At 60.3% G+C, this 20,392-nt stretch carries 18 protein-coding genes; 3 read left to right on the top strand and 15 right to left on the bottom strand.

The window, feature by feature from the left end:
• Positions 1–82: 82 nt before the first annotated feature.
• Entirely contained in the window at positions 83–1,408 is a 1,326-nt protein-coding gene (locus AMK02_RS26845) for an NAD(P)/FAD-dependent oxidoreductase (RefSeq protein ID WP_064807722.1), read from the bottom strand.
• 236 nt (positions 1,409–1,644) lie between these two features.
• On the opposite strand from AMK02_RS26845, the gene AMK02_RS26840 reads away from it, so the two are divergent.
• On the top strand, positions 1,645–2,121 hold the full coding sequence (locus AMK02_RS26840) for an Lrp/AsnC family transcriptional regulator (RefSeq protein ID WP_064807989.1): 477 nt from the start codon (positions 1,645–1,647) through the stop codon (positions 2,119–2,121).
• Positions 2,122–2,422: 301 nt separating this feature from the next.
• Positions 2,423–2,779: a cupin domain-containing protein gene (locus AMK02_RS26835; RefSeq protein WP_064807721.1), complete on the top strand. Its 357-nt coding sequence runs from the start codon at positions 2,423–2,425 to the stop codon at positions 2,777–2,779.
• Positions 2,780–2,916: 137 nt separating this feature from the next.
• Here AMK02_RS26835 and AMK02_RS26830 read toward each other — a convergent pair whose 3' ends face one another.
• The 7 genes from AMK02_RS26830 to AMK02_RS26800 all read right to left on the bottom strand — a co-directional run bounded on the left by AMK02_RS26830 (position 2,917) and on the right by AMK02_RS26800 (position 10,914).
• On the bottom strand, positions 2,917–4,344 hold the full coding sequence (locus AMK02_RS26830; protein ID WP_064807719.1) for an aldehyde dehydrogenase family protein: 1,428 nt from the start codon (positions 4,342–4,344) through the stop codon (positions 2,917–2,919).
• A 147-nt stretch (positions 4,345–4,491) separates the two neighbouring features.
• The gene (locus tag AMK02_RS26825) at positions 4,492–5,460 is read right to left on the bottom strand and encodes a threonine/serine dehydratase (protein WP_189637036.1); all 969 of its coding nucleotides are present in this window, start codon (positions 5,458–5,460) and stop codon (positions 4,492–4,494) included.
• Positions 5,457–6,452, bottom strand: a complete 996-nt coding sequence (locus tag AMK02_RS26820; RefSeq protein WP_064807715.1) for an ornithine cyclodeaminase family protein — start codon at positions 6,450–6,452, stop codon at positions 5,457–5,459. Before AMK02_RS26820 ends, AMK02_RS26825 begins: the two co-directional genes overlap by 4 nt.
• A gap of 193 nt (positions 6,453–6,645) precedes the next feature.
• Positions 6,646–8,127, bottom strand: a complete 1,482-nt coding sequence (locus tag AMK02_RS26815) for an NAD(P)/FAD-dependent oxidoreductase (RefSeq protein ID WP_064807713.1) — start codon at positions 8,125–8,127, stop codon at positions 6,646–6,648.
• Positions 8,124–8,426: a (2Fe-2S)-binding protein gene (locus tag AMK02_RS26810; RefSeq protein WP_064807711.1), complete on the bottom strand. Its 303-nt coding sequence runs from the start codon at positions 8,424–8,426 to the stop codon at positions 8,124–8,126. Before AMK02_RS26810 ends, AMK02_RS26815 begins: the two co-directional genes overlap by 4 nt.
• Positions 8,407–9,534, bottom strand: a complete 1,128-nt coding sequence (locus tag AMK02_RS26805; RefSeq protein WP_064807709.1) for an NAD(P)/FAD-dependent oxidoreductase — start codon at positions 9,532–9,534, stop codon at positions 8,407–8,409. Before AMK02_RS26805 ends, AMK02_RS26810 begins: the two co-directional genes overlap by 20 nt.
• 57 nt (positions 9,535–9,591) lie before the next feature.
• Positions 9,592–10,914 carry an NAD(P)/FAD-dependent oxidoreductase gene (locus AMK02_RS26800; RefSeq protein ID WP_064807707.1) on the bottom strand — a complete coding sequence of 441 codons (1,323 nt, stop codon included), beginning with the start codon at positions 10,912–10,914 and terminating at the stop codon, positions 9,592–9,594.
• 499 nt (positions 10,915–11,413) lie between these two features.
• Between AMK02_RS26800 and AMK02_RS26795 the strand changes: the two genes are divergently transcribed.
• Complete coding sequence (locus AMK02_RS26795; protein ID WP_064807705.1) at positions 11,414–12,115, top strand: aspartate/glutamate racemase family protein; 702 nt, start codon at positions 11,414–11,416, stop codon at positions 12,113–12,115.
• A 255-nt stretch (positions 12,116–12,370) separates the two neighbouring features.
• On the opposite strand, the gene AMK02_RS26790 is transcribed toward AMK02_RS26795, so the two are convergent.
• The 7 genes from AMK02_RS26790 to AMK02_RS26760 all read right to left on the bottom strand — a co-directional run bounded on the left by AMK02_RS26790 (position 12,371) and on the right by AMK02_RS26760 (position 20,371).
• Positions 12,371–14,026 (bottom strand): ABC transporter ATP-binding protein, encoded by a 1,656-nt coding sequence (locus AMK02_RS26790; protein ID WP_064807703.1) that lies wholly within the window; start codon positions 14,024–14,026, stop codon positions 12,371–12,373.
• Entirely contained in the window at positions 14,026–14,880 is an 855-nt protein-coding gene (locus AMK02_RS26785) for an ABC transporter permease (protein WP_064807701.1), read from the bottom strand. Before AMK02_RS26785 ends, AMK02_RS26790 begins: the two co-directional genes overlap by 1 nt.
• Positions 14,877–15,827 (bottom strand): ABC transporter permease, encoded by a 951-nt coding sequence (locus AMK02_RS26780; protein ID WP_037145646.1) that lies wholly within the window; start codon positions 15,825–15,827, stop codon positions 14,877–14,879. The genes AMK02_RS26785 and AMK02_RS26780 overlap by 4 nt, the downstream gene beginning before the upstream one ends.
• A gap of 81 nt (positions 15,828–15,908) precedes the next feature.
• A complete protein-coding gene (locus AMK02_RS26775) occupies positions 15,909–17,522 on the bottom strand; it encodes an ABC transporter substrate-binding protein (protein WP_004678982.1) in 1,614 nt (537 codons plus the stop codon).
• A gap of 53 nt (positions 17,523–17,575) precedes the next feature.
• On the bottom strand, positions 17,576–17,929 hold the full coding sequence (locus AMK02_RS26770) for a hypothetical protein (RefSeq protein ID WP_225884108.1): 354 nt from the start codon (positions 17,927–17,929) through the stop codon (positions 17,576–17,578).
• A 217-nt stretch (positions 17,930–18,146) separates the two neighbouring features.
• Positions 18,147–19,523 (bottom strand): aspartate aminotransferase family protein, encoded by a 1,377-nt coding sequence (locus tag AMK02_RS26765; RefSeq protein WP_064807699.1) that lies wholly within the window; start codon positions 19,521–19,523, stop codon positions 18,147–18,149.
• 11 nt (positions 19,524–19,534) lie between these two features.
• Complete coding sequence (locus AMK02_RS26760; protein ID WP_064807987.1) at positions 19,535–20,371, bottom strand: GNAT family N-acetyltransferase; 837 nt, start codon at positions 20,369–20,371, stop codon at positions 19,535–19,537.
• Positions 20,372–20,392 lie beyond the last annotated feature (21 nt).

Below are 20,392 nucleotides of genomic sequence, written 5' to 3'. Positions count from 1 at the left end.
GCCCGACCTTCGGGTCTTTTGCGCGGCACGCGGTCTAAAGAGTGAGAGAGTCCTTTGGGGGTCCGCACGGACGCACGGCGCTCTAGAAGTCGGCGACCTTGCCCCAGGCGGAGGCCGCGAAGCGGTTGGGATGATAGGGCCTGGGATCGACGATCGGCTCATCGCCGGCGACGATGTCGGCGATCAGATGACCGGCGCCGGGTCCGATGCCGAAGCCGTGGCCGCTGAAGCCCGCAGCGAAGATGAAACCTGGAAGCGTGGCGATTTCGCCGATCGCCGGCACGCCGTCCGGCGTGCTGTCGATATAGCCTGCCCAGGCTGCGTTGATTTCGGTGTTCTTCAAGGCGGGCAGCAGCTTGAGCGCCCGTGAATGCGTCAGGGCAATGGTAGCCTGGTCGACCGCCGGGTCGAGGATGCGCATGCGCTCCATCGGCGTCGGCCTGTCGAGCCGCCAGCGTGCCAGAGATTCATGGCCCGAGCGATATCCCTCCAGTCCGCCGGGTGCCAGACTCCGCCAGCGGCGAGCGAACATCGGCAGGAACTGCGGCGCGAAACGAAACTGCTGCGCCGTGGGATCGACGCGGCCGCGGCCGCTGATCGCCAGCGTGTAACCGCCATTGCCGCGACGTGTCACCGATACCGCTGATGTATGCAGCGCATCCGGCAGGCCGGGTGCTCCCGGCGAAACTGACAGGATCGACGAGCGGATCGAGGCCTGCGGAAATCGAATGCCGAGCTGGCGGCAGAAGGACGAGGCCCAGGCGCCGCCGGCCAGGATCGCGATTTTTGTCCGGATGGTGCCATGCTCCGTGACGACGCCTGAAACTCTGCCGCCTTCAATCTCAAGGCCGCGGGCCGCACAGGATTGATGCACCGTGCCGCCGAGCTTCAGGATCGCACGCGCGACGGCAGGCGCGGCTCTTCCAGGATCGGCGGTGCCGTCGGTCGGCGAAAAGACCCCGCCTTTCCATGCGGTGCCGGTGGCCCGCCCGCGTTCGGTGGCTTCCGCGCCGCTTAGCATGTGCGTCGTGACGCCGACCGATCGGGCGAAATCGCGCCAGCGGGCCCAGCCGGAAAGTTCTTCCTCGCTATTGCTGAGATAGAGGAGACCGCAACGGCGGAAGCCGGTGTCCTCGCCGGTTTCGGTGGCGAAGCGCTCCCACAGATCGAGGCTCTTCGTCGACATCGGTAATTCACGGGCATCGCGGTTCTGCTGCCGGCACCAGCCCCAGTTGCGGCTCGATTGTTCCGCCCCGACAAGGCCTTTCTCGACGAGGGCCACCTTCAATCCGCGCCTGGCCAGATAATAGGCCGCGAAAACGCCGACGATGCCGCCGCCGATCACGACCGCATCGGCGGCAGCGGGCAGCTTCGTTGTAGTTTCGACACGCGTGAGCGGTGCGGGCATGGCATGGTCTCCGTTTCAGACCAGTCTAGCGGATTCACCGCTGCGACTTTGCCGGAGATCATCAGGCGGCAGCAGAAGATTCCGTCTTGCGGGCCAGCCAGCAGCCATTTGTGCTTCGGCATGTCCTGCAATCCGGTCGACACCCCTTTGTGATGTGTTAAGCTCGACGCTCAAAAGGCTGCAGCATAATCTGCTGCGCCGTTGGCGATCTCGAGCAAGCGAAGGCGCGTGTGATGATGAAACTCGACCGGATCGACATAAAAATTCTCTACGAACTGCAGAAGAATGGCCGCGTCACCAATGTGGAGCTCGCCGAGCTGGTCAATCTGTCGCCGAGCCCCTGCCTGATGCGGGTGAAGAAGCTGCAGTCGGAAGGTTATATCGAAGGTTATTCGGCTCAGATCAACGTCAGCAAACTCGGGCAGACGCTGACCGTGTTCACCGAGATTACCCTCAAAAACCATCGGCAGATCGACTTCGCCCGCTTCCTCGGGGCGATCGAGAAGGTCGACCAGGTGATCGAATGCCATCTGGTTTCGGGCGGCTATGATTATCTGTTGAAATTCGTCACCGCTGGAATAGACGAATACCAAACGATCATGGAACGGCTCACCGATATGGACGTCGGCATCGACAAATATTTCAGCTTCGTCGTGCTGAAATCTCCGATCATCAAAGCGCATATGCCGCTGACCACTTTATTTCCACATTAGAGAGCGCGGATCGCCCCGGCATGTATGATCCGCACTTGCCCTCCTCGGTGACAGCTGTCGCAACAGTCCGCAGGTGTGGCTGGGTCGTGGAGAGATTTCGAAATTTACGACTGAAACAAGGCCTTATTCGGTAACGCCGACTTCCGCATCGCCTTAATCTCGGATGACACCACGACCCATCCCAGAGGCAGGCCGGGACGGTCGAGGCCATTGGCAGCCCGTACTGCCCAGCTGTCGCGCTCGGAAACAGTCCCACCCTCGCCTCGTAGATCAGAACCGCCTCTCAAAGAAGGAAGATGACATGTCACTGTTGGTCACCATCGACACCAATCCGGATTTCACGCCAAAGGACGCGGTCCCGGGGCCGGAGCGTCTGATTTCGGGCAATCCCTTTTTCAAGACCTGGGCCCAGGATGCTTCAAAGGTGGAGAAGGTGTTAACCGGCGTCTGGGAAGCGACGCCTGGCGAGCATCATTCGATCAAAGGCACCACCTACGAATTCTGCCATATTATTTCGGGCCTCGTAGAAATCGAGGAGAAGGGCGGCGAGACGAAAACCTATCGGGGTGGTGACAGCTTCGTCATGAAGCCCGGGTTCGTTGGGGTTTGGCGTACTATTGAGACCGTACGCAAGATCTACGTTTGTGTTTACGAGTGACAGCAGATCTCAGGTGCGCCCACTAGAATAAAGGCGCACCTGAGAATTCCAGATGAGGCGACTTCAGAAACCTGAACCGACGTTACTACAGCGCCTCGCGTAAACATCCCCGAACGGACATACCGAAGTTTGGACATTCACTCGTCCAAGAAGCCGACGATGCTCTTGGTTTCGCTAAACTCGTGCAGTCCGAACTTGCCGTACTCCCGACCGTTGCCTGATTGCTTGTAGCCGCCAAAAGGGGCGGCGCTGTCCCAGGCGCAGCTGTTGAGGCGAACAGTGCCGGCGCGCAGCCTGCCTGCGAGCGCCCGCGCTTCTTGCGGATCTCCCTGAATGTAGGCCGCCAGACCGTAGGGGCTGTCGTTGGCGATCGCGATCGCTTCCTCTTCGCTATCATAGCCGATGATCGACAGTACCGGGCCGAAGATCTCCTCCCGTGCGATCGTCATCTGATTGGTGACGCGGGCAAACACGGTCGGGCGCACGTAATAGCCGGAATTGAGATGCGAAGGGCGCCCAGGACCACCGGCGACGAGCTCCGCTCCTTCCGCGATGCCGCGTTCGATCAGCGTCTGGATCTTGTCGAACTGGGCGCCGCTCGCGACCGGTCCGAGGTCGGTGCGTGGATCCGAGGGCGGGCCGACGACGAGCGCAGCTGCTTCCCTCGCGGCGATCAAGCCTGCTTCCTCCATTCGCAACGCCGGCACCAGCATCCGCGTTGGCGCGGTGCAGGTCTGGCCGGAATTGCCGAAGCACCGGCGTACGCCAGCGCTGACCGCAGCGGCGAAATCGGCGCTGGGCAGGATGATGTTCGGCGACTTGCCGCCGAGTTCCTGATGCACTCGCTTGACGGTCGGTGCCGCCGCCTGTGCCACGGCAATGCCGGCCCGCGTCGAGCCGGTGAAGGACACCATATCCACATCCGGATGGCTGGCCAGTGCGGTTCCGACAGTAGGTCCGTCGCCTTGGACGAGGTTGAAGACGCCTTTCGGCACGCCGGCCTCATCCATGATCTCGGCGAAGATCACGGCACTGAACGGAGCGATCTCCGATGGCTTCAGGACCATAGTGCATCCCGTAGCGAGCGCTGGAGCGACCTTGCAGGCGATCTGATTGATCGGCCAGTTCCAGGGGCTGATCATCGCGACGACCCCGATAGGCTCGTGTACGATGCGGGTAGAGCCCTGCATGTAGTCGAAGGCAAAAGTCTCGATGGCCTTGATCGTCTGCTCGAAATGGGTAGCTCCGATACCGGCCTGCTCTGCCCGGGCCATGGCGAGGGGAGCGCCCATTTCCCGCGAGATGACATCGCCGAGCTCGTCATTGCGGCGCTTGAGGATATCCACTATGCGCTTCAGCAGATCGATGCGCTCGGTCTTGGAGGTCTGAGAGAAGGAGGCGAACGCCCGCCGCGCTGCCGTGACCGCCCTCTGCACGTCGGCGGCGCTGCCGAGCGCAATCGTGCCCGCCGGCTGCTCCGTCGAGGGATCGATGACTTCGAGTGTTTTCGAGACGCAGGGTTCGACCCACTCACCGTCGATATAGAATCTGTGGGCATGCATCATTGATGGCTCCAATCTGTTGCTTGGTCTGCCGACGAACGCAGTCCGCGATACGCCGAACGGCGGACAGCTTGTAGTTGCCAAAGGATGATCGCAGACCTTCAACGGCGACCGGGTGGTGCATTGACCGAAGCTGAATGGATCACAGCGCTAATTGTAAATCTCGGCCAGGTCGTGTAGATCCCAGTTCCCGCCGGACAGCACCGTACAGACTTTCTCTTCTGGCTTCACGTGTATGCTGCCTGCCAACAAGGCTCCGATTCCAATGGAGGCGGCCGGTTCAGCGATCAATTTTGCATCTTTGGCAAGGGCACGCATCCCGGCAATGATGTGTTCGTCGTCAACAAGAACAATCTCGTCCACATATCTTTCGATAATGGGATAGGGGTTTTGCCCCGGGACGCTTATCCTCAAGCCATCGGCAATTGTGTTCTTCAAGGGAAGCGTTGTCCGCTCCTTGTTGATCCGGCTATGGAAATACTTCGGTGTCAACGCAGGTTCCGCGCCTATGATCCGCACGGATGGGTTCGTTTCCTTTATGGCGGTCGCGATTCCCGAGATCAGCCCTCCGCCCCCTACGGGAACGATGATGGTATCCACATCCTCCAGATCCTGCAATATTTCACAACCGATCGTTCCCTGACCGGCCATTACTATGGGGTCCTCAAAAGCGTGAACAGCCGCGTATCTGTTTTCTTCGGCGATTTCATACACCCTTTTCCATCTGGCGGCGGTGTCGCCGTCGAAAAGAATAACTTCCGCTCCGAGGGCCTTGGTGTTTTCGATTTTGATCTTGGGCGTGGTGACCGGAAGGACCAAAATCGCTTTCACACCCAGCATCCTGGCGGCATAAGCGAGCCCTTGGGCATGGTTGCCCGACGAGGTCGCGATGATCCCGTTGGCGATCTCTTCTCGGGAGAGCGAGAGAGCCTTGTTCAGAGCGCCGCGGATCTTGAACGCGCCAGTAATCTGCAGGGTTTCGGGCTTGAGATAGAGCTGACAACCAACCACTTTCTCGATCTTGTCCGCACGCAATAGGGGGGTATGTCTGACGTGCGGTTTCAGCCGCTCTTGAGCTTCACGGATGTCGTGAATGGTGGGGAAATTGCGCATGGTCATTGCTCGAAAAACTGAAAGAAGGTGCCGACGTTATTGGCTATGGCGTTATGATAAATTTTGCTGGCCGTCGTATTGTCCTGTATGGCCATGCCCGTGGAGTCGAAGATCGTGATTTCGTCATCACTTTCTCGTCCAGGTTTCCTTCCCAGCAATATCTCGCCGATTTCACCATGAATGTCGTCTTTGGTGATGATATTCTTGTTCAGGGGATGCCAGGTTTCGCCCTTCTCGGTGCACTGCGCCATCGAGTCGACGACTAGCTTTGCGTTCCTGAATATCTCTGGATCCAATTCCTGCTTGCCTTGTTGATCCGTGCCGATCGCAACAATGTGCGTGCCGGGCCTGACCCAACCCGCTTCTACGAGCGAGCCTCTTCCGCGGGTCGTGGTAACAAGGATATCGGCCTGCTCGACGGCCTCCTTTTTGGAGTTCGCCATCATGACAGGAATGCCAAGCTCGCTTTCAATATCCGTCTTGTATTTGAAGAGCGTGTCGGGGTTGCTGTCCCAGGCGTGGATCTCCTCGATCTTCATGATCTCGTTGATCGAACGGATTTGCATTCTCGCTTGATTGCCAGTGCCGATCGATGCGACCGTCGTGGCGTTCTTCCTCGCCAGTGCTTTGACGGAGACGGCTCCAGACGCTCCCGTTCTGAGACCAAGAATCAAACTTCCATCCATAACGCAAATCAACGCACCGCTCCTGGCGTCGAACAGGAAAATCGTCGCCATGCCATTGGGCACTCCGTGTGCAGTCGGGTTATCAATGAACCCGCCGGAAGAGGCTTTCATGGAGATTATTTCATTGGCTTTGTAGTAGCCAAGCTTAAAGTCGATTTCCCCCCGAGGCGACGGAAGATCTATCCCCATATAGTCAGGTTGCTCCACCTGATCACTGCTAAAGGCCTTGTACGCCTCTTCCACGGCAGCGATGACTTCCGTCACGCTGATTAGTCGACTGACCTCGTCCTTTTTAAGCAGCAGCGTTTTCATGCACCAGCTCTCTATTTCTTGATTCAACCAACGCTTCGATTGCCCAATTCCGCGATCATCATAATCGCCGAGCTTTGGCTTTATTAGCCATATGCGCGGAGCCCCACGCAGATTATTTTACATTGCGCTCAGCTTTTGGCAGAGAGTGCGGCCCGCGCCTTGGTGGCGCCCATGGATTGTGTCCTGTGCGCCATCAGCGCCGCGTTTCTAAGAATCCGGCGACAGCGACGATGGCTGCATCCGTGTGCGGCCAAGCGGCTAGCTCGCCCAGCGTCACTGGTTTGATGGGCGGGCGCAGCCGATAGTAACCAGCCTCGCTGGGCGAGCCGCCACGGCATTTTGCCAGCAGTTCGACCGCAGTCAGGCCGCACAGCCGGCCTTGACATGGGCCCATTCCACATCGTGTGAACGCCTTCATCTGGTTCGGGCCCGGCACGCCGAGCGCTGCAACCTCGCGCAGCTTCCCAGCCGTAATTTCCTCGCAGCGGCAGACGATGGTGCTGTCGTGCTCCGGGATCCGGAATTTCTCGCCAGAACGAAAGCGACGCTCGATGAACGTCCTGCCTCTCATGGCACGAGCTAGCTCTCGAGTGAGCCGTGTCCAACGCTCTCCGTAGGCATTTCGGTCAATGAGGTTTAAGTCGAATGAGGCATTGAGGCCAGCCAACTGCCCTTGGAGTGCGGAGGCAACCGCGCCGACGATGCCGGCCCCATCGCCGGCGATCGAAACACCTGGAACGGAACTTGCGCCGCAGGCATCGACGCTCGGGCGGAAAACGGCCGAATGGTCGTCCCAGTAATAATCGCATCCCGCCGCCAGCGTGAGATTGAGGTTTGGCGCGAGTCCCTGGTGCAGGAGGAGAAGGTCGCCTTCAACTTCCAGGGAATTCTTGCCCCTGCTCGCTCGCAGAGCGCTGAATTTTTCCTGCCCGACGGCCTCGATTGCCGTCACCCCGCGAACGACTCGGGCCCTACGGCGAACATCGAAGAGAAATTTCAGGCCTTTAAGGGCATGGGGTGAGGTGACAAAGGCGGGCAGATGAACGAGAGCCGTACGCCAGTTCTCGCGTGGCGTGGCGTCGACAACTGCGATGACATCTACGCCTGCCTGGAGAAGCTGGCTTGCCACTAAGTACAGCAGCGGCCCGGTTCCGGCGAGGATGGTGCGCCCGGACGGCACGAGACCTGACGACTTCATCAAGATCTGCGCCGCTCCCGCCGTCATGACACCCGGCATGGTCCACCCTGGGAACGGGAACGGGCGTTCGAGCGCGCCTGTTGCGAGGATCACCCGATGGGCGGCGATCGGTCGAGCAATCCCGCCGAGGGAAATCCCGACCTCGAGCGGATGCGCGCCGTCCAATTCTTCGTCAGCAGGCCCGACACTCCACACAGTCGCACGGGGGGCGTAGCTCAAATTTCCTTGCCGAAATCGCTCGATGAGCTTCCGCCCGGCAGCGTAGTCCGGCCCCATGCGGGCGAGGTCGGCATCTGATGCATGCTCGACCGACCGATAAATCTGCCCGCCAGGGGATTCATTTTCGTCAGCGAGCAAAACCGCGAGACCGTGGATCGAGGCTTCGATGGCTGCCGAGAGGCCGGCAGGGCCCGCGCCAACGACGACGACGTCATAGGCAGGCGCGAGATCGGTGGCAGACTGAATGTTTCTAATCACCCTTCCTGCCCCGGCATGGCCGCGCCCTCCTGTGTTTCGATCCGCATCCCCTCCGCAACGTTGGTCATGCAACCCTGCTGGTTCGGCCGGCCATCGATTTTGACGAGGCACTCGAAGCAGACACCCATCATGCAGTAAGGACCACGGGCGGCGCCGGAGACCGGGCTGCGACGCGTGCTGCCATATCCCGCGGCCAACAGTGCGGCGGCAACGCTATCGCCTTGTCTGGCCATGGTCGGCATGCCGTTGAATGTGAATGAAATTGAACTCTCCTTTCGGTCAGGCAGCCGCCGGAACATGGAACCTCCGGGAATGAAATGCGGAAAGATCGTCAGAAAGCGCGCCGGCTGAAATCTGCCGCGACAGGACCAGCGCATGATTGGCCGCCAGAGTCACGCCGGAATGGCAGGCACATGCGAACGCACCAGGAAACCTCTCTGACTGCTCGTAAATGGGGTAGCCGTCCGGCGTCACCACTCGGAATGCGGCCCAGATCCGCACTGTACTGGCGTCCTTTAGAAGTGGGAATGTGCGCACGGCGCGCTCAGCCAGGACCGCAGTAATCGGCCCGCGCGGCCGCTGGTGATCGATTGTGGTTTCCTTGCTTTCGCCGATCAGCACAGATCCCTCGTCTGTCTGCCGCAGATGGCCGGTGGCATGGCTTAGGAAAGGCTTCAGCCGCTCGGTCACAATGATCTGGCCGCGGCTGGGCGAGAGCGGAACGTTCAGCCCGACCATCGGAGCGAGCGCGGTATTGCCGATCCCGGCAGCAAGGACGATCTTGCCGGCACCGAGTCGCCACCCGTCTCCTGCCAATTCGAACGTACCTGCGCGATGACTGATCGCAATCGTCTGCCGATGCGGCAGATAATGAACGCCACGCTGCTTAAGCGCCTTATGAAAGCCCGCGAACAGCCGCAGCGGATTAACATGTCCATCGAGCGGGCTGAAAATCGCCCCTGCCACAGTCTCGCCGACCAGCGGCAAGCGGCGACGCGTCTCCGCCTGATCGAGTATCTCATATTCGAGCGGTGGGGTTCCTTCCGCCTCCATTCCGGGCTGGCCGGCCAGCTTCGCCATGGATGTGATCCCGCGTTCCAGCTCCGTAGACGTGAGCCGAATTGAGAAGCCGCCCGATTGGACGAATCCAGTGTCGACGCCGGTTTCGGCCTTGAGCTCGGCCGCCAACTGGTGCCAGTTTGCAGTCGAGATTCGCGACCACCGCGAATAGGCGGCGTTGCCGAGGCCCTTGCTTGAACTCCATACGAGACCGAAATTCGCCCGTGCCGCCCTGTTTGCCACATCGCCTTCATCGATGACGGCAATCCTTTGTCCGCACGTGGACAGACCCCAGGCAATCGATACGCCCACGAGGCCGCCGCCGATGATGATTACGTCGTAATCCATTTCGCTAGCTTCCTTCCATGCGTGTATCAACGGCCTCTTGCTGGCCGGCACTCACGTTCAGATGGCACCTACCTTAACTTTCGAACCGTCCACCAGGCGCGACAGGCGGAAGGGGGTGGGGTCGACACAGGGTGTATCGTTGGCAACGAGGTCGGCGGCCAGGCGGCCGATGCCCGGGCCGAGGCCGAAGCCGTGCCCGGAGCCGCCCGCGGCCAGGTAAAGGCCCTTCACACCATCGGCCGGCGAGATGACCGGCACCGCGTCCGGCGTGAAATCCACGTAGGCTCCCCAGCTGTCGGCGATTTCGACGCCCGCCAACGCAGGAAACTGCTCGATGACCCGTTTCAAAATGGCCGCGATCGTGCGGCGGCTCGGCGGCGGGTCGAGAACGCGCATCCGCTCGAAGGCCGACGGTTTACTCTTGTTCAAGCTTCCGAATGCCTCCGGACCCTGGAGGAAGGATTTGCCGATGCCGAACTGCACCGCTTTCAGACGCTTCATGAACATCGGCATGAACCAGCGGGCGTAGCGAATGCCTTGTGGAGTGATATCCAGCATTGCCCTACCGCTGATCGCAAGCGTGTAACTGCCATCCAACCGGCGGGTCAGCGCGCAGTCCGGCGTATAGATCGCCTCACCCAGATCCTTCGTGGGCCGCGTACGAAGCGCTGTCTGGCGCACGCTCGCCTGTGGAAACACAATGCCGTGCTGGCGGCAAAACATCGACGTCCAGGCACCGCCAGCACAAAGGACGGCTTGTGTCCGGATGGTTCCCTTTTCGGTGATGACCCCCGCCACCGCCCCATTGACCAGATCGAGGCCTTGCGCAGCGCACTCCTGGTGGATCGTCGCGCCAAATTTGCGAGCGCCGTACGCGATCGTCGGCGCGGCGATGGCGGGCTCGCCCTTGCCATCATCGATCGAATGCACGCCGCCGACCCATCGGCGTCCATTTGCCGGGATCGTGGCAGCCGCTTCCTTTGCGCTGAGCATCTTCGTATTGACATTGAACTTCCGGGCGGTCTCACGCCATGCTTCCCATTCCGCCAGTTGCCGCGGATTATCCGTAGCGTAAAGCAGACCGCATCGGCGGAAGCCCACGTCCTCACCGATTTTAGCCGCAAACTCATCCCAAGCTTGCAAAGCGATGCCCGAGAGCGGTAACTCGCGTGCATCCCGGTTCTGCCGCCGGCACCAACCCCAGTTGCGGCTCGACTGCTCGCAGCCGACATAGCCCTTTTCGACCAGAGCTACGGACAGTCCCCGCTCCGCGAGAAAGAAAGCTGCCGTTGCACCAATAATGCCGCCGCCAATGACGACAACATCAGCCTTTGCGGGAAGCTCTTGATCGTTCGGTATGCGCTTGACAATTGGAGACATGGGGGCTGACCTGAACTGATTTTGGCGGCCGATCTATACGGCACTGTTTCCTGCTCCTCCGGCGGGAGCAATTGAGGCAATGACGGCTATCGCATCGACTTCGACGAGATAACCCTAGTGAAGTTCCGGTACCGGAACGACGTGCGAGTCGGGCGGGAAGCGCCCAAGCCTAGCCGTTCGGACGGATGCATTTCGATGACGCCTTCTGCCGGACGCAGGAAATTCCCGACGGACAGGGCAGGTCATGTGAAGCTACCGAGCGGAGGCGAGCAGCATGTATCGAATGCAAATGCAGGGGCGGCAGGAAATTCCGTTTTCGGCGGCGCGACAGTCACAGCTAGGACGGTCGACCGGGTAAGCTACAGAGCATCGTCTGACGACAGCGGTTTTTGAATTGGTTTCCCGTCGAGCACGACAGATGCCCTGATCAGGTCCATGTCACCCCCGCTTCTACAGCCTCACGATAAAGAGCGTGCACAATAAAAAACCGAGATATTCTATGACTACAGGCACTTATGAGTCCCCTGCGCTTGCCATGATCCACACGGTCCACGGGATCATCCCCGCGTTCAACGAACTCGTTAGCCGCCATCTGCCCGGTTGGCGCCCGTTTAATATGTTGGATGAGAGCTTGCTGGGGCACACGATCCGCGAAGGCGCGCTGTCACGTCAGACCATGCGGCGGCTTGCGACTCACATTTGGTCGGCGGTGGATGCGGGGGCTTCCGCAGTCCTCGTCACTTGTTCGTCGCTCGGCCCTGCAGTGGATGCGGCAATGCCACTCTGCCCCGTACCTCTCTTTCGTATAGATGATGGGGTGGCAATTGAGGCCTTGCAATGCGGAGATCGAATTGGCGTCCTCGCAACGCTGTTTACAACATTGAGCCCGACGACCCATTTGATCGAACGCCATGCTCAGCGAATGGGTCGCGAAATTCTCCTTACAAGTCATCTCTGCGAAGGGGCGTTTGAGAAACTGCGGGACGGAGACAGAGCGGCGCATGATGCGCTGATACGTGAAGGCCTTGCTGCTCTGTTGGGCAACGTTGACGTGGTTGTTCTAGCTCAAGCATCGATGGCAAATGCGCTGAGCGAGATGAAAGGCACACCGGTGCCAATACTAGCTAGTCCCGAACTTGGAGTGCTGCACATGTCCTCAGCGCTGAAGAGCGCGACGTCGGGGAAAGCCCTGAGAGGCTAGGTAACCCATCGATATTCCGGCAGCTCAACGGATGGTTGAGACTGGGTTCGCGTCGTTCAGGGGCGACGCGGCAGAAATGATAGGCGCAGTGCTCATCCAAGGATCAACTGGCGGCCAGCAAAATCGGCGAACATCAGGAAATCGTGGAGCGACCTGATGAACAATGGATGTGGCATCGACAAATATTTGCGCCACGTGCGCTGAAACTCGCCGACCGTCAAGTCGCACCTGCCGCTGAGAGCCTCCTTCCCGCAATTATCCGCCTCCGACGGCGCGGATCAGCTTCGGATCCTGCTTGAGCCCGTCGAGCCAGGCCGGGTCGAGCTTCGGGACGGAGGAGAACAGTAGCTGTGAGTAGGGGTGGCTCGCGCTGCTGCTCATGGCCGAGGGAGGGAGCTGCTCGATCTTTTCGCCCGCATACATCACCGCGACTTCGTCGCAGATCGCCTCGACCACGGAGAGGTCGTGGCTGATAAAAATGTAGGAGAGAGAAAGCTCCCGCTGCAGCTCCTTGAGAAGGTCGATGACGGCTGCGGCAACTACGGTATCAAGTGCCGACGTAACCTCGTCACACAGGATCAGTTTTGGCTCGGCAGCGAGCGCGCGAGCGAAGTTGACGCGCTGCTTCTGACCCCCGGACAGTTCTGACGGGCGCCGGTGCTTCAAGGCCCGGGGCAGCCGAACCATATCCAGGAGTTCGTCGATCCGCTTCTCACGCTTCTCACCTGTCATGCCGTGATAAAAGGCCAACGGTCGCCCGAGAATATCGCTGATCGATTTGGCGGGATTGAGTGCGGTGTCGGCGTATTGGAAAACGATCTGCAGCTCTCGCAACTGTTCTCGCGTACGGGCGCCGGCGGCTGGCGCCAGCGTCTGTCCATTGAAGGTGATCTTGCCCGCGGTTGCGGGAATGATGCCGGCAATCGTTCGAGCCAGGGTGGATTTGCCGCAGCCGGACTCACCGATAATTCCCAGATTGCAACCGCTCTCAACCTCGACGCTGACGGATTTCAGGGCTTTGACGAGGGGTGTGCCATCGGCCTGAATGGGTCCATAGCCTGCGATAAGGTCTTGCACCTGAAGAATCGCTTTGCTCTGCTGCTTGTCAGGGGATTTGGCCCGCGCTTCCGGCTTGAAAGCGCCTAACAACTCCTTGGTATAAGGATGCTGCGGTCTGCTGAGGATTTGCTCGGTGCTTCCGATCTCCTGGACTTCGCCTCCTTTGAGGACAACGATGCGATCGGCAATTTGGGCCACTACGGCAAGATCGTGCGAGACGTACACGCCGCCGATGCGACCCTTGTGCATTACGGATTTAAAGGCGCGCAGCACTTCGATCTGTGTGGTCACATCAAGCGCCGTCGTGGGCTCGTCGAAGATGACAAGTTTTGGATCACCGATCAGGGCCATCGCGGCCGAGAGGCGCTGCAACTGACCGCCGGAAACCTGATGCGGATAACGGGAACCGATCGTTTCCGGATCGGGAAGCGAGAGCGCCTTGAATAGGCTTACCGCGCGGGTGCGGGCCTCTTCGGCGGGCATCAGATCATGGATGCGAGCGATCTCGATGACCTGTTCCATGATCGTCTGTGACGGGTTGAAGGCCGCGGCGGCACTTTGTGGTACATATGAGACGACGGTTCCCCGGATCTTGGCCCGTTTTCGCTCCGGAAGGCTTGCCATGTCCTGACCGGCGAGCACGACGGAGCCGCCGCTGATCCGACAGCCGGCGCGGGCATGGCCCATCAGGGTTAGAGCGATGGTCGTCTTGCCTGACCCACTTTCACCGATCAGAGCGACGATCTCCCCTTCAGCGACTTCGAAACTGACGCCACGGATGATTTCGACGATGCGGCCGGAGTCGGTCTTGGCTTCGACCTTGAGGTCACGGATTTCGACGAGGTTGGCCATCATTCGCTCCGATCGCGTATTTTTTGAGGAAGGTTGTCGATCAGCAGATTGACGCTGATCGTCAGCGTGGCGATAGCGATCGAGGGGAAAATCACCGCGGGTGCGCCGAGCGGGAGGCCGCCGATATTCTCGCGCACCAGGGCTCCCCAATCCGCGTAGGGCGGCTGCACGCCAAGCCCGAGGAACGAAAGACCCGATAGGAGCAGCACGATGAAGACGAAGCGCAGGCCCAGGTCGGCAAGAACCGGCCCGGCAATATTGGGCAGGATTTCGGACGCGACCAAGTAAGCTATACCTTCGCCGCGAGCGCGGGCCACGGTGATGAAGTCCATCGTATTGATGTTGACTGCGAGAGCCCGGGCGAAGCGATAGGAGCCGGGCGTGTAGATCGCCGCAAGTGTCAGCACCAGAACGGGAATGGACGATCCGACCGCCGCCACGACCACGAGGCCGAAAAGTTTGCTTGGAATGGAATTCAGGGCATCGAGAAAGCGACTGAGAAAGGTGTCGACCCATCCCCCAGATACCGCCGCGATCATGCCGAGCACGACGCCCGAGAAGCAGGCGATGCTAACCGCGACTAACGAAATGCCGACCGTATAGCGTGCTCCCATCAGGATGCGCGAAAGCATGTCACGTCCCAGATAGTCTGAACCGAGCCAGAACTGCTGGCTCATGGGGCCGAAATAGTCAAAATCGAGTATCTCACCCACCGGATGGGGGATGATCCAGGGAGCAATGACGGCGATGATTGCCCAGAAAGCAATGACGGCGAAGCCGACCACACCGACCAGGTTGATGCGATAGGCGAATTTCCGACGCTTTAGCGCATGTGTTTCGATCGTGGTCATCATCGTAGCCTCGGGTTGGCAAGAATAGCGATGATATCGGCCGTCGTGATCAGGATCAGATAGCCGACGCAGAATATCATCGCGCAGGATTGGATGAGCGGGAGATCGCGGGTGGCGACGGCGTCGACCATCAGCTTGGCGATGCCGGGATAGTTGAAGATCGTCTCGACGATGATTACTCCGCCCAGAAGGTATGAAAGCGAGAGGGCAATTGCGTTGACGATCGGACCGAGGGCGTTTGGCAGCGCATGTTTCAACACGATGCGGCTTCGTGAGGCACCCTTCAATAGTGCCATTTCGGCATAGGGTGTATTCAGTGTTTCCACCACCGCAGCCCGCGTCATGCGGATCATCTGCGCGGACACCCCGAAGGTGAGGGTGATCACCGGCATCGCGTAGACGCGCACTATGTCGGTGATAGTGTGGACTTCGTTGGTGAGTGAAATCGCGGGCAGCCATTGCAGATAGACTGCAAAGAACATGACAGCCAATGTCGCTATCATGAATTCCGGTACCGATATGACGCCGATCGTAAATACGGTGACCGCTCGATCATAAAGCGAGCCCCTTACCATGGCGGCGGTGATGCCGAGCGTCAATGCAATCGGTACTGCGAACAAGGCCGTGACGCCCGCAAGCTTCATCGAGTTCGCGAACCGGCCGCCGATCAGGTCGGCGACCGGCATGTTGTTGGCGTAGGACGTGCCCAGGTCACCCGATAGCAGTCCGCCCATCCAATAGATAAAACGCAGAAACGCCGGGTCGTCGAGATGCATGGCCGTGCGCAATCCGGCGACGGCCTCCGGCGTTGCAGCCTGGCCGAGAAGGATCGAAGCAGTATCCCCCGGCAGGAGCGTCGTCGCTGTAAAGACCGCGAACGAGACGATGACCAAGGTGATCACGGCGATGAGCAATCTGCTCAGCACCAGGGATAGGACCTCTTTGTTCACACTCGCTTCCTTCCAGTTATCGGGACCAAAGTGCAGAGGGGCCACAGCAATGTGGCGGCAGCCCCGAGACTACTTTGGCGATCACGATTCAAACCAAACATGCTCGGCCATGCGATAACCCATCATACCTCCGAGTGGGTTCGTTTCCATGCCCTTGAGCTTGTCCGTGATGGCGTCGATCCCGGTCAGGTAGGCCGGAATGATGGTGCCGGCCTCATCTGCAATCATCACCTGCATCTCATTGTAAATCGCTTTACGCTTCTCCTGATCGAGCGAGCCGCGCGCCTCGATCAGCATCTTGTCGAATTTATCCGATTTGTAATGGCTCTCATTCCAGGGTGCGCCGGACGCATATAGCAACGAGAACAGGATGTCGGGCGTCGGCCTATAATTGATATTGCCGAAATGGATCGGGGCCTTGAGCCAATACTTGTCCCAATAGCCGTCGGAGGGCACGCGCTGGACGTCGAGCTTCATGCCGATTTCGGCGCCGGCGGCCTGAATGATCATCGCCATGTCGATTGCGGAGTTCGCGGCCTCGGACGCGATCACCGGGATCGACTGACCGAGAACGCCCGCCTTGTTGAAATAGAACTTTGCCTTTTCAGGGTCGTACGGCTTAGGCTTGAGGTCGTCGTTGCGATAGGGGTTGCCCGGGAAAATCGGCTGGTCGTTGCCGATTTCACCGCGCCCGCGCAGGGCTGCCCTCAGGATCTGCTCACGATTAACCAGGTGCTTCATGCCCGCGACGAAATCGCTGTTTTGACCAGGGGTCGTATCGAGGCGCATGTTGAGGTTGGTGTAGCTGTTGGCGCTCGATTTCGACAGAACGAAGCCGGGCCTGCCTTCGACGAGCCGTTCCGAGCGGGGATTGATAGCGGCCGCGACATGGATGTCTCCCGACAGCAAGGCATTCACGCGCGAGCTGTCGTCGCTGATCGCGAAGAACTCAAATGAGTCGACAAATGGTCCTTTCGACTTCCAGTAATGGTCGTTCCGCCGCATAAGCGAGCGCACACCGGGTTCGAAGTTTTCGAGAACGAAAGGCCCTGTGCCGTTCCCCTTCGAGAAGTCGGCGGTCCCTTCCGCGACGATCATGAAGTGCTGTAGTGCCAGGATGGTCGGCAGGTCGGCGTTGGCGTCTGCGAGTGTTATTTCGAGAGTGAGATCGTCGAGCGCCTTGAACCCCGTCATTTGCTTTGCGATGGCATTGACCTTGGAGCCGACGTTGGGATCCAGGTGGCGCTTGAGCGAGTAGATCACATCTGCGGACGTAAGTTGTTTGCCGTCGTGAAAGGTGACGCCCTTGCGCAGCTTCACAGTCCACACCTTGCCATCGGTGCTCTCGATGCTTTCCGCCAGCTCCATCTCGACCGCGCCGGACCTGTCGAGGTTGGAAAGGCGGCTATAGACTGCGGAACACCGTGAATAATCCGTTGAATTCGATGCTTTGGCCGGGTCGAGCGTGTCTGCGGTCGAAGACGTGAAGCCTGCCGCCTTGAGATGTCCTCCGGTGATCGGAGACGCGGCGATCGCTTTAGTGGCGCGACCAACGATGACGCCGCCAGCGGACATGGCGACGCCCCCAGCGAGAAGCATCTGCAGCAGTTCACGGCGGGTGGCGCCGCGTCTGATGGCGCATTCGACCACTGCGTCGTCGGCGCGGGTCCAGTTCGTAGTCCTTAAGTCGGTCATGGCATTCCCCTTTTCTTTCTGTGACGGCCGCCTGCCGGCGAGCCGATCCGGTTTTAAAAGTCAGGCGCGCGAAGTGGCCACGGCCTCCGCGGGGCGGCCATCGACGTGAAATGATCGGGTGCGGTGAACTCCGCCGGCTCGATCGTGCCGTCGCAGCCCTTGTGGGCATGCCGCCGCTCCCGCAGCGGCCCGCCGGCGGGCAGGCCAAGCTCCGTCCCGCTCGCGAGATAGGCGCGCACGAGATCGTCGGGAAAGAGGTCATCATCGTCTGAATAGCGGTGGGCCTCGCGATAGAGGCTGAGCGTCGCCCGCTCGCCATTGATCTCGTGTCCCGTTTCGGCTGAAGCGATGAGCAAGCCGACCTCGTCGAAGCCCATGTAGCTGATTTCCGGAAGACTTTTGCTCACGCGAATTCCCCAGTGTTCGGCTCCGATGGAGCGCGGCTTCTCAAAGAAGAATATTCCGTTCCCGGCAGGATCGTTGTCCCGCTCTTGTATCAAGGCCGGATTTGTTGTGATCCGTGCCTTTCGTCTGTTTCAGTTTGTCACTTGCGCTGCGCCGGATTCTCCGAAAAGGCGCCCTGGCGCGGCACAAAACACCGAATCTAACCGTTTCGCGCTATTCTCAGACCCGCAGCGCCCCGCGCACATCCGGGTCCTCAAGCGTCTCGTCCAGCGTCAAACGCGTGCGCTCGACGATCGCATCGATTTCCGTTTCGGTGCAGCACAGCGGCGGCGCATAACCGAGCACGCCGTTGCCGAAGGCGCGGATGACGAGGCCGTTTTCCCAGGCGCGATCGAAGATCCGGCGGGCGGGTTCGGCGGATGCCGGCAGCGGCGTCTTGTTGATTTTGTCGGCCACGAGCTCGACGGCGGCGAGCATTCCGCGGCCGCGGACATCACCCACGAGCGGGTGATCTCTCAGCGATTCCAACCCCTGCATCAGCCGCGTCCCGGCCTTGACGCCATTGTCGAGCAGGCCGTTTTCATAAAGCGTCAGGACTTCAAGGCCGACGGCGGCGCTGACGGGATGGGCCGAATAGGTGTAGCCGTGTCCGATAGCGGCGGCGCCGGCACCCTCGGCAATCGTCTCATAGACGTGGTCGGCCATGAAGACGGCGCCCATCGGGACGTAGCCGGAGGTGAGACCCTTGGCGGTGGTCATGAAATCCGGCACGACTCCCTCTTCGCTGCAGGCAAAAAGCGGCCCGGTGCGGCCAAAGCCGGTGATCACCTCATCGGCCACGAAGAGGATGTCGTGCTCGCGGCAAAATTCGCGCATCGCCTTCACCCAGCCTTTCGGCGGTACGAGCACGCCGCCCGAACCCTGAATCGGTTCGACGTAGAAGGCGGCGACGCGCTCCGGCCCGATCGCCTCGACCTTGCTTTTCATCGCTGCCAGCGAGGCCTCGATAATCGCCTGCGGATCCTCGCCGACCGGGTTGCGATAGGCGTAATGGGACGGAATTTTATGCTGCCAGTCGAAGGGAAGGCCGAAGCCGGCATGGAAGGCAGGCAAGGCGGTCAGGCCCGCACCCGCCGTCGAGGAGCCGTGATATCCCTGTTCGACCGAGATGAACTGATCGCGCTCGGGCCGTCCACGAGCATTCCAGTAGTAGCGGATGAACCGGATCGTGCTGTCCACCGCGTCGGAGCCGCCGAGCGTGAAGTAGACATGGTTGAGATCACCCGGCGCCCGATCGGCGAGTTCTGCGGCAAGCCGGATCGCCGGCTCAGAGCCGAGGCCGAAATAGGCCGTTGCATAGGGAAGCTCCCGCATCTGCCGGGCCGCTGCCTCGACAATGCTTTCGTGGCCGTAACCGGCATTGACGCACCAGAGGCCGGCGAAACCGTCGATCAGTTGTTTGCCGGAGGCGTCGGTGACCGTTGCTCCCTTGGCCGAGGCCAGTACGCGCACGCCATGCTTTTCGTGACTGCGGTAGGAGGCCACAGGATGGATGAGATGGGCGCGGTCGAGTTCGATGAGCGAGTTGGCGTACATGTGGTCTCCGATCAGCCGAGCGCCTGGCTGGCAAGGGCGAAGGTGGTGGCAGCAGGGGCGGCGGCGTGGCCGACCGATGAATTTTTCATTGCAATGCCGCCGCCGACATGGGCGAAGCCGTGTTCGGCGAGCCAAGGGGAAAGTCCTGTTGCGGCGGTGGTATCCACCCTGAGGAAGTGTCCTGGGCGTCTCGCGATGTGATGTTCGATGAGTTTCCTGGCGTCCTCGATGTTCGTTGCAACCACGGGTCCGATCACTTCGCCACGCCCGAAGGCGCGCATGCACGCGAAGCCCGAGACGCCGTCGTCGCGGCGGACGACGGCGAACTCGCCGACCTTGGCGAGATAGGAGAGGAGGTTTTCGCGGTCGGCGCCGAAGGCAAGGCGATCGAGCGTCATGATTTCAGGGAGATCCTCGGCTGCGGCGGCCTCGATGCCGGCAGGCGCAGTGATTTCTCGGGCAAGGCCCTGGTGCTGCAGCACGATTCCGGTTTCATGGAAGCCAAGCTTTTGATAGAGTGGCAGGCCCGCCGTCGTCGCGACCAGCCGCAGCGGCCGGTCTGCTGCGACCCGCAGCGCGGCGTCCATCAGCCTGCGGCCGAGGCCGCGCCCGCGCATAGTTTCGTCGACGATGACCATGTTGATGGTCGCGCAATCTTGCTTGTATGGCGTGACGAGCACAGTGCCGACGACCCTGTCGTCTTCGATTGCGACCATCCCCTCGCTCAAGGCGAGCGCCATCTGCCAGTCTTCCGTCCGATGCGGCCAGCCCGCCTGTTTGGAGAGCGCGACGGCAGCGGCCAGGTGGTCGGGGCTGAACGGGACGATTTCGATCTGGCTTGCTTGCATGGGGGCGTCCTTCATGTCGTG

This window comes from Rhizobium sp. N731 (assembly GCF_001664145.1).
Classification (GTDB): Bacteria; Pseudomonadota; Alphaproteobacteria; order Rhizobiales; family Rhizobiaceae; genus Rhizobium; species Rhizobium esperanzae.
The sequence above is the reverse complement of the archived record's forward strand: the minus strand, read 5'-3'. Positions and strand labels throughout refer to the sequence as shown.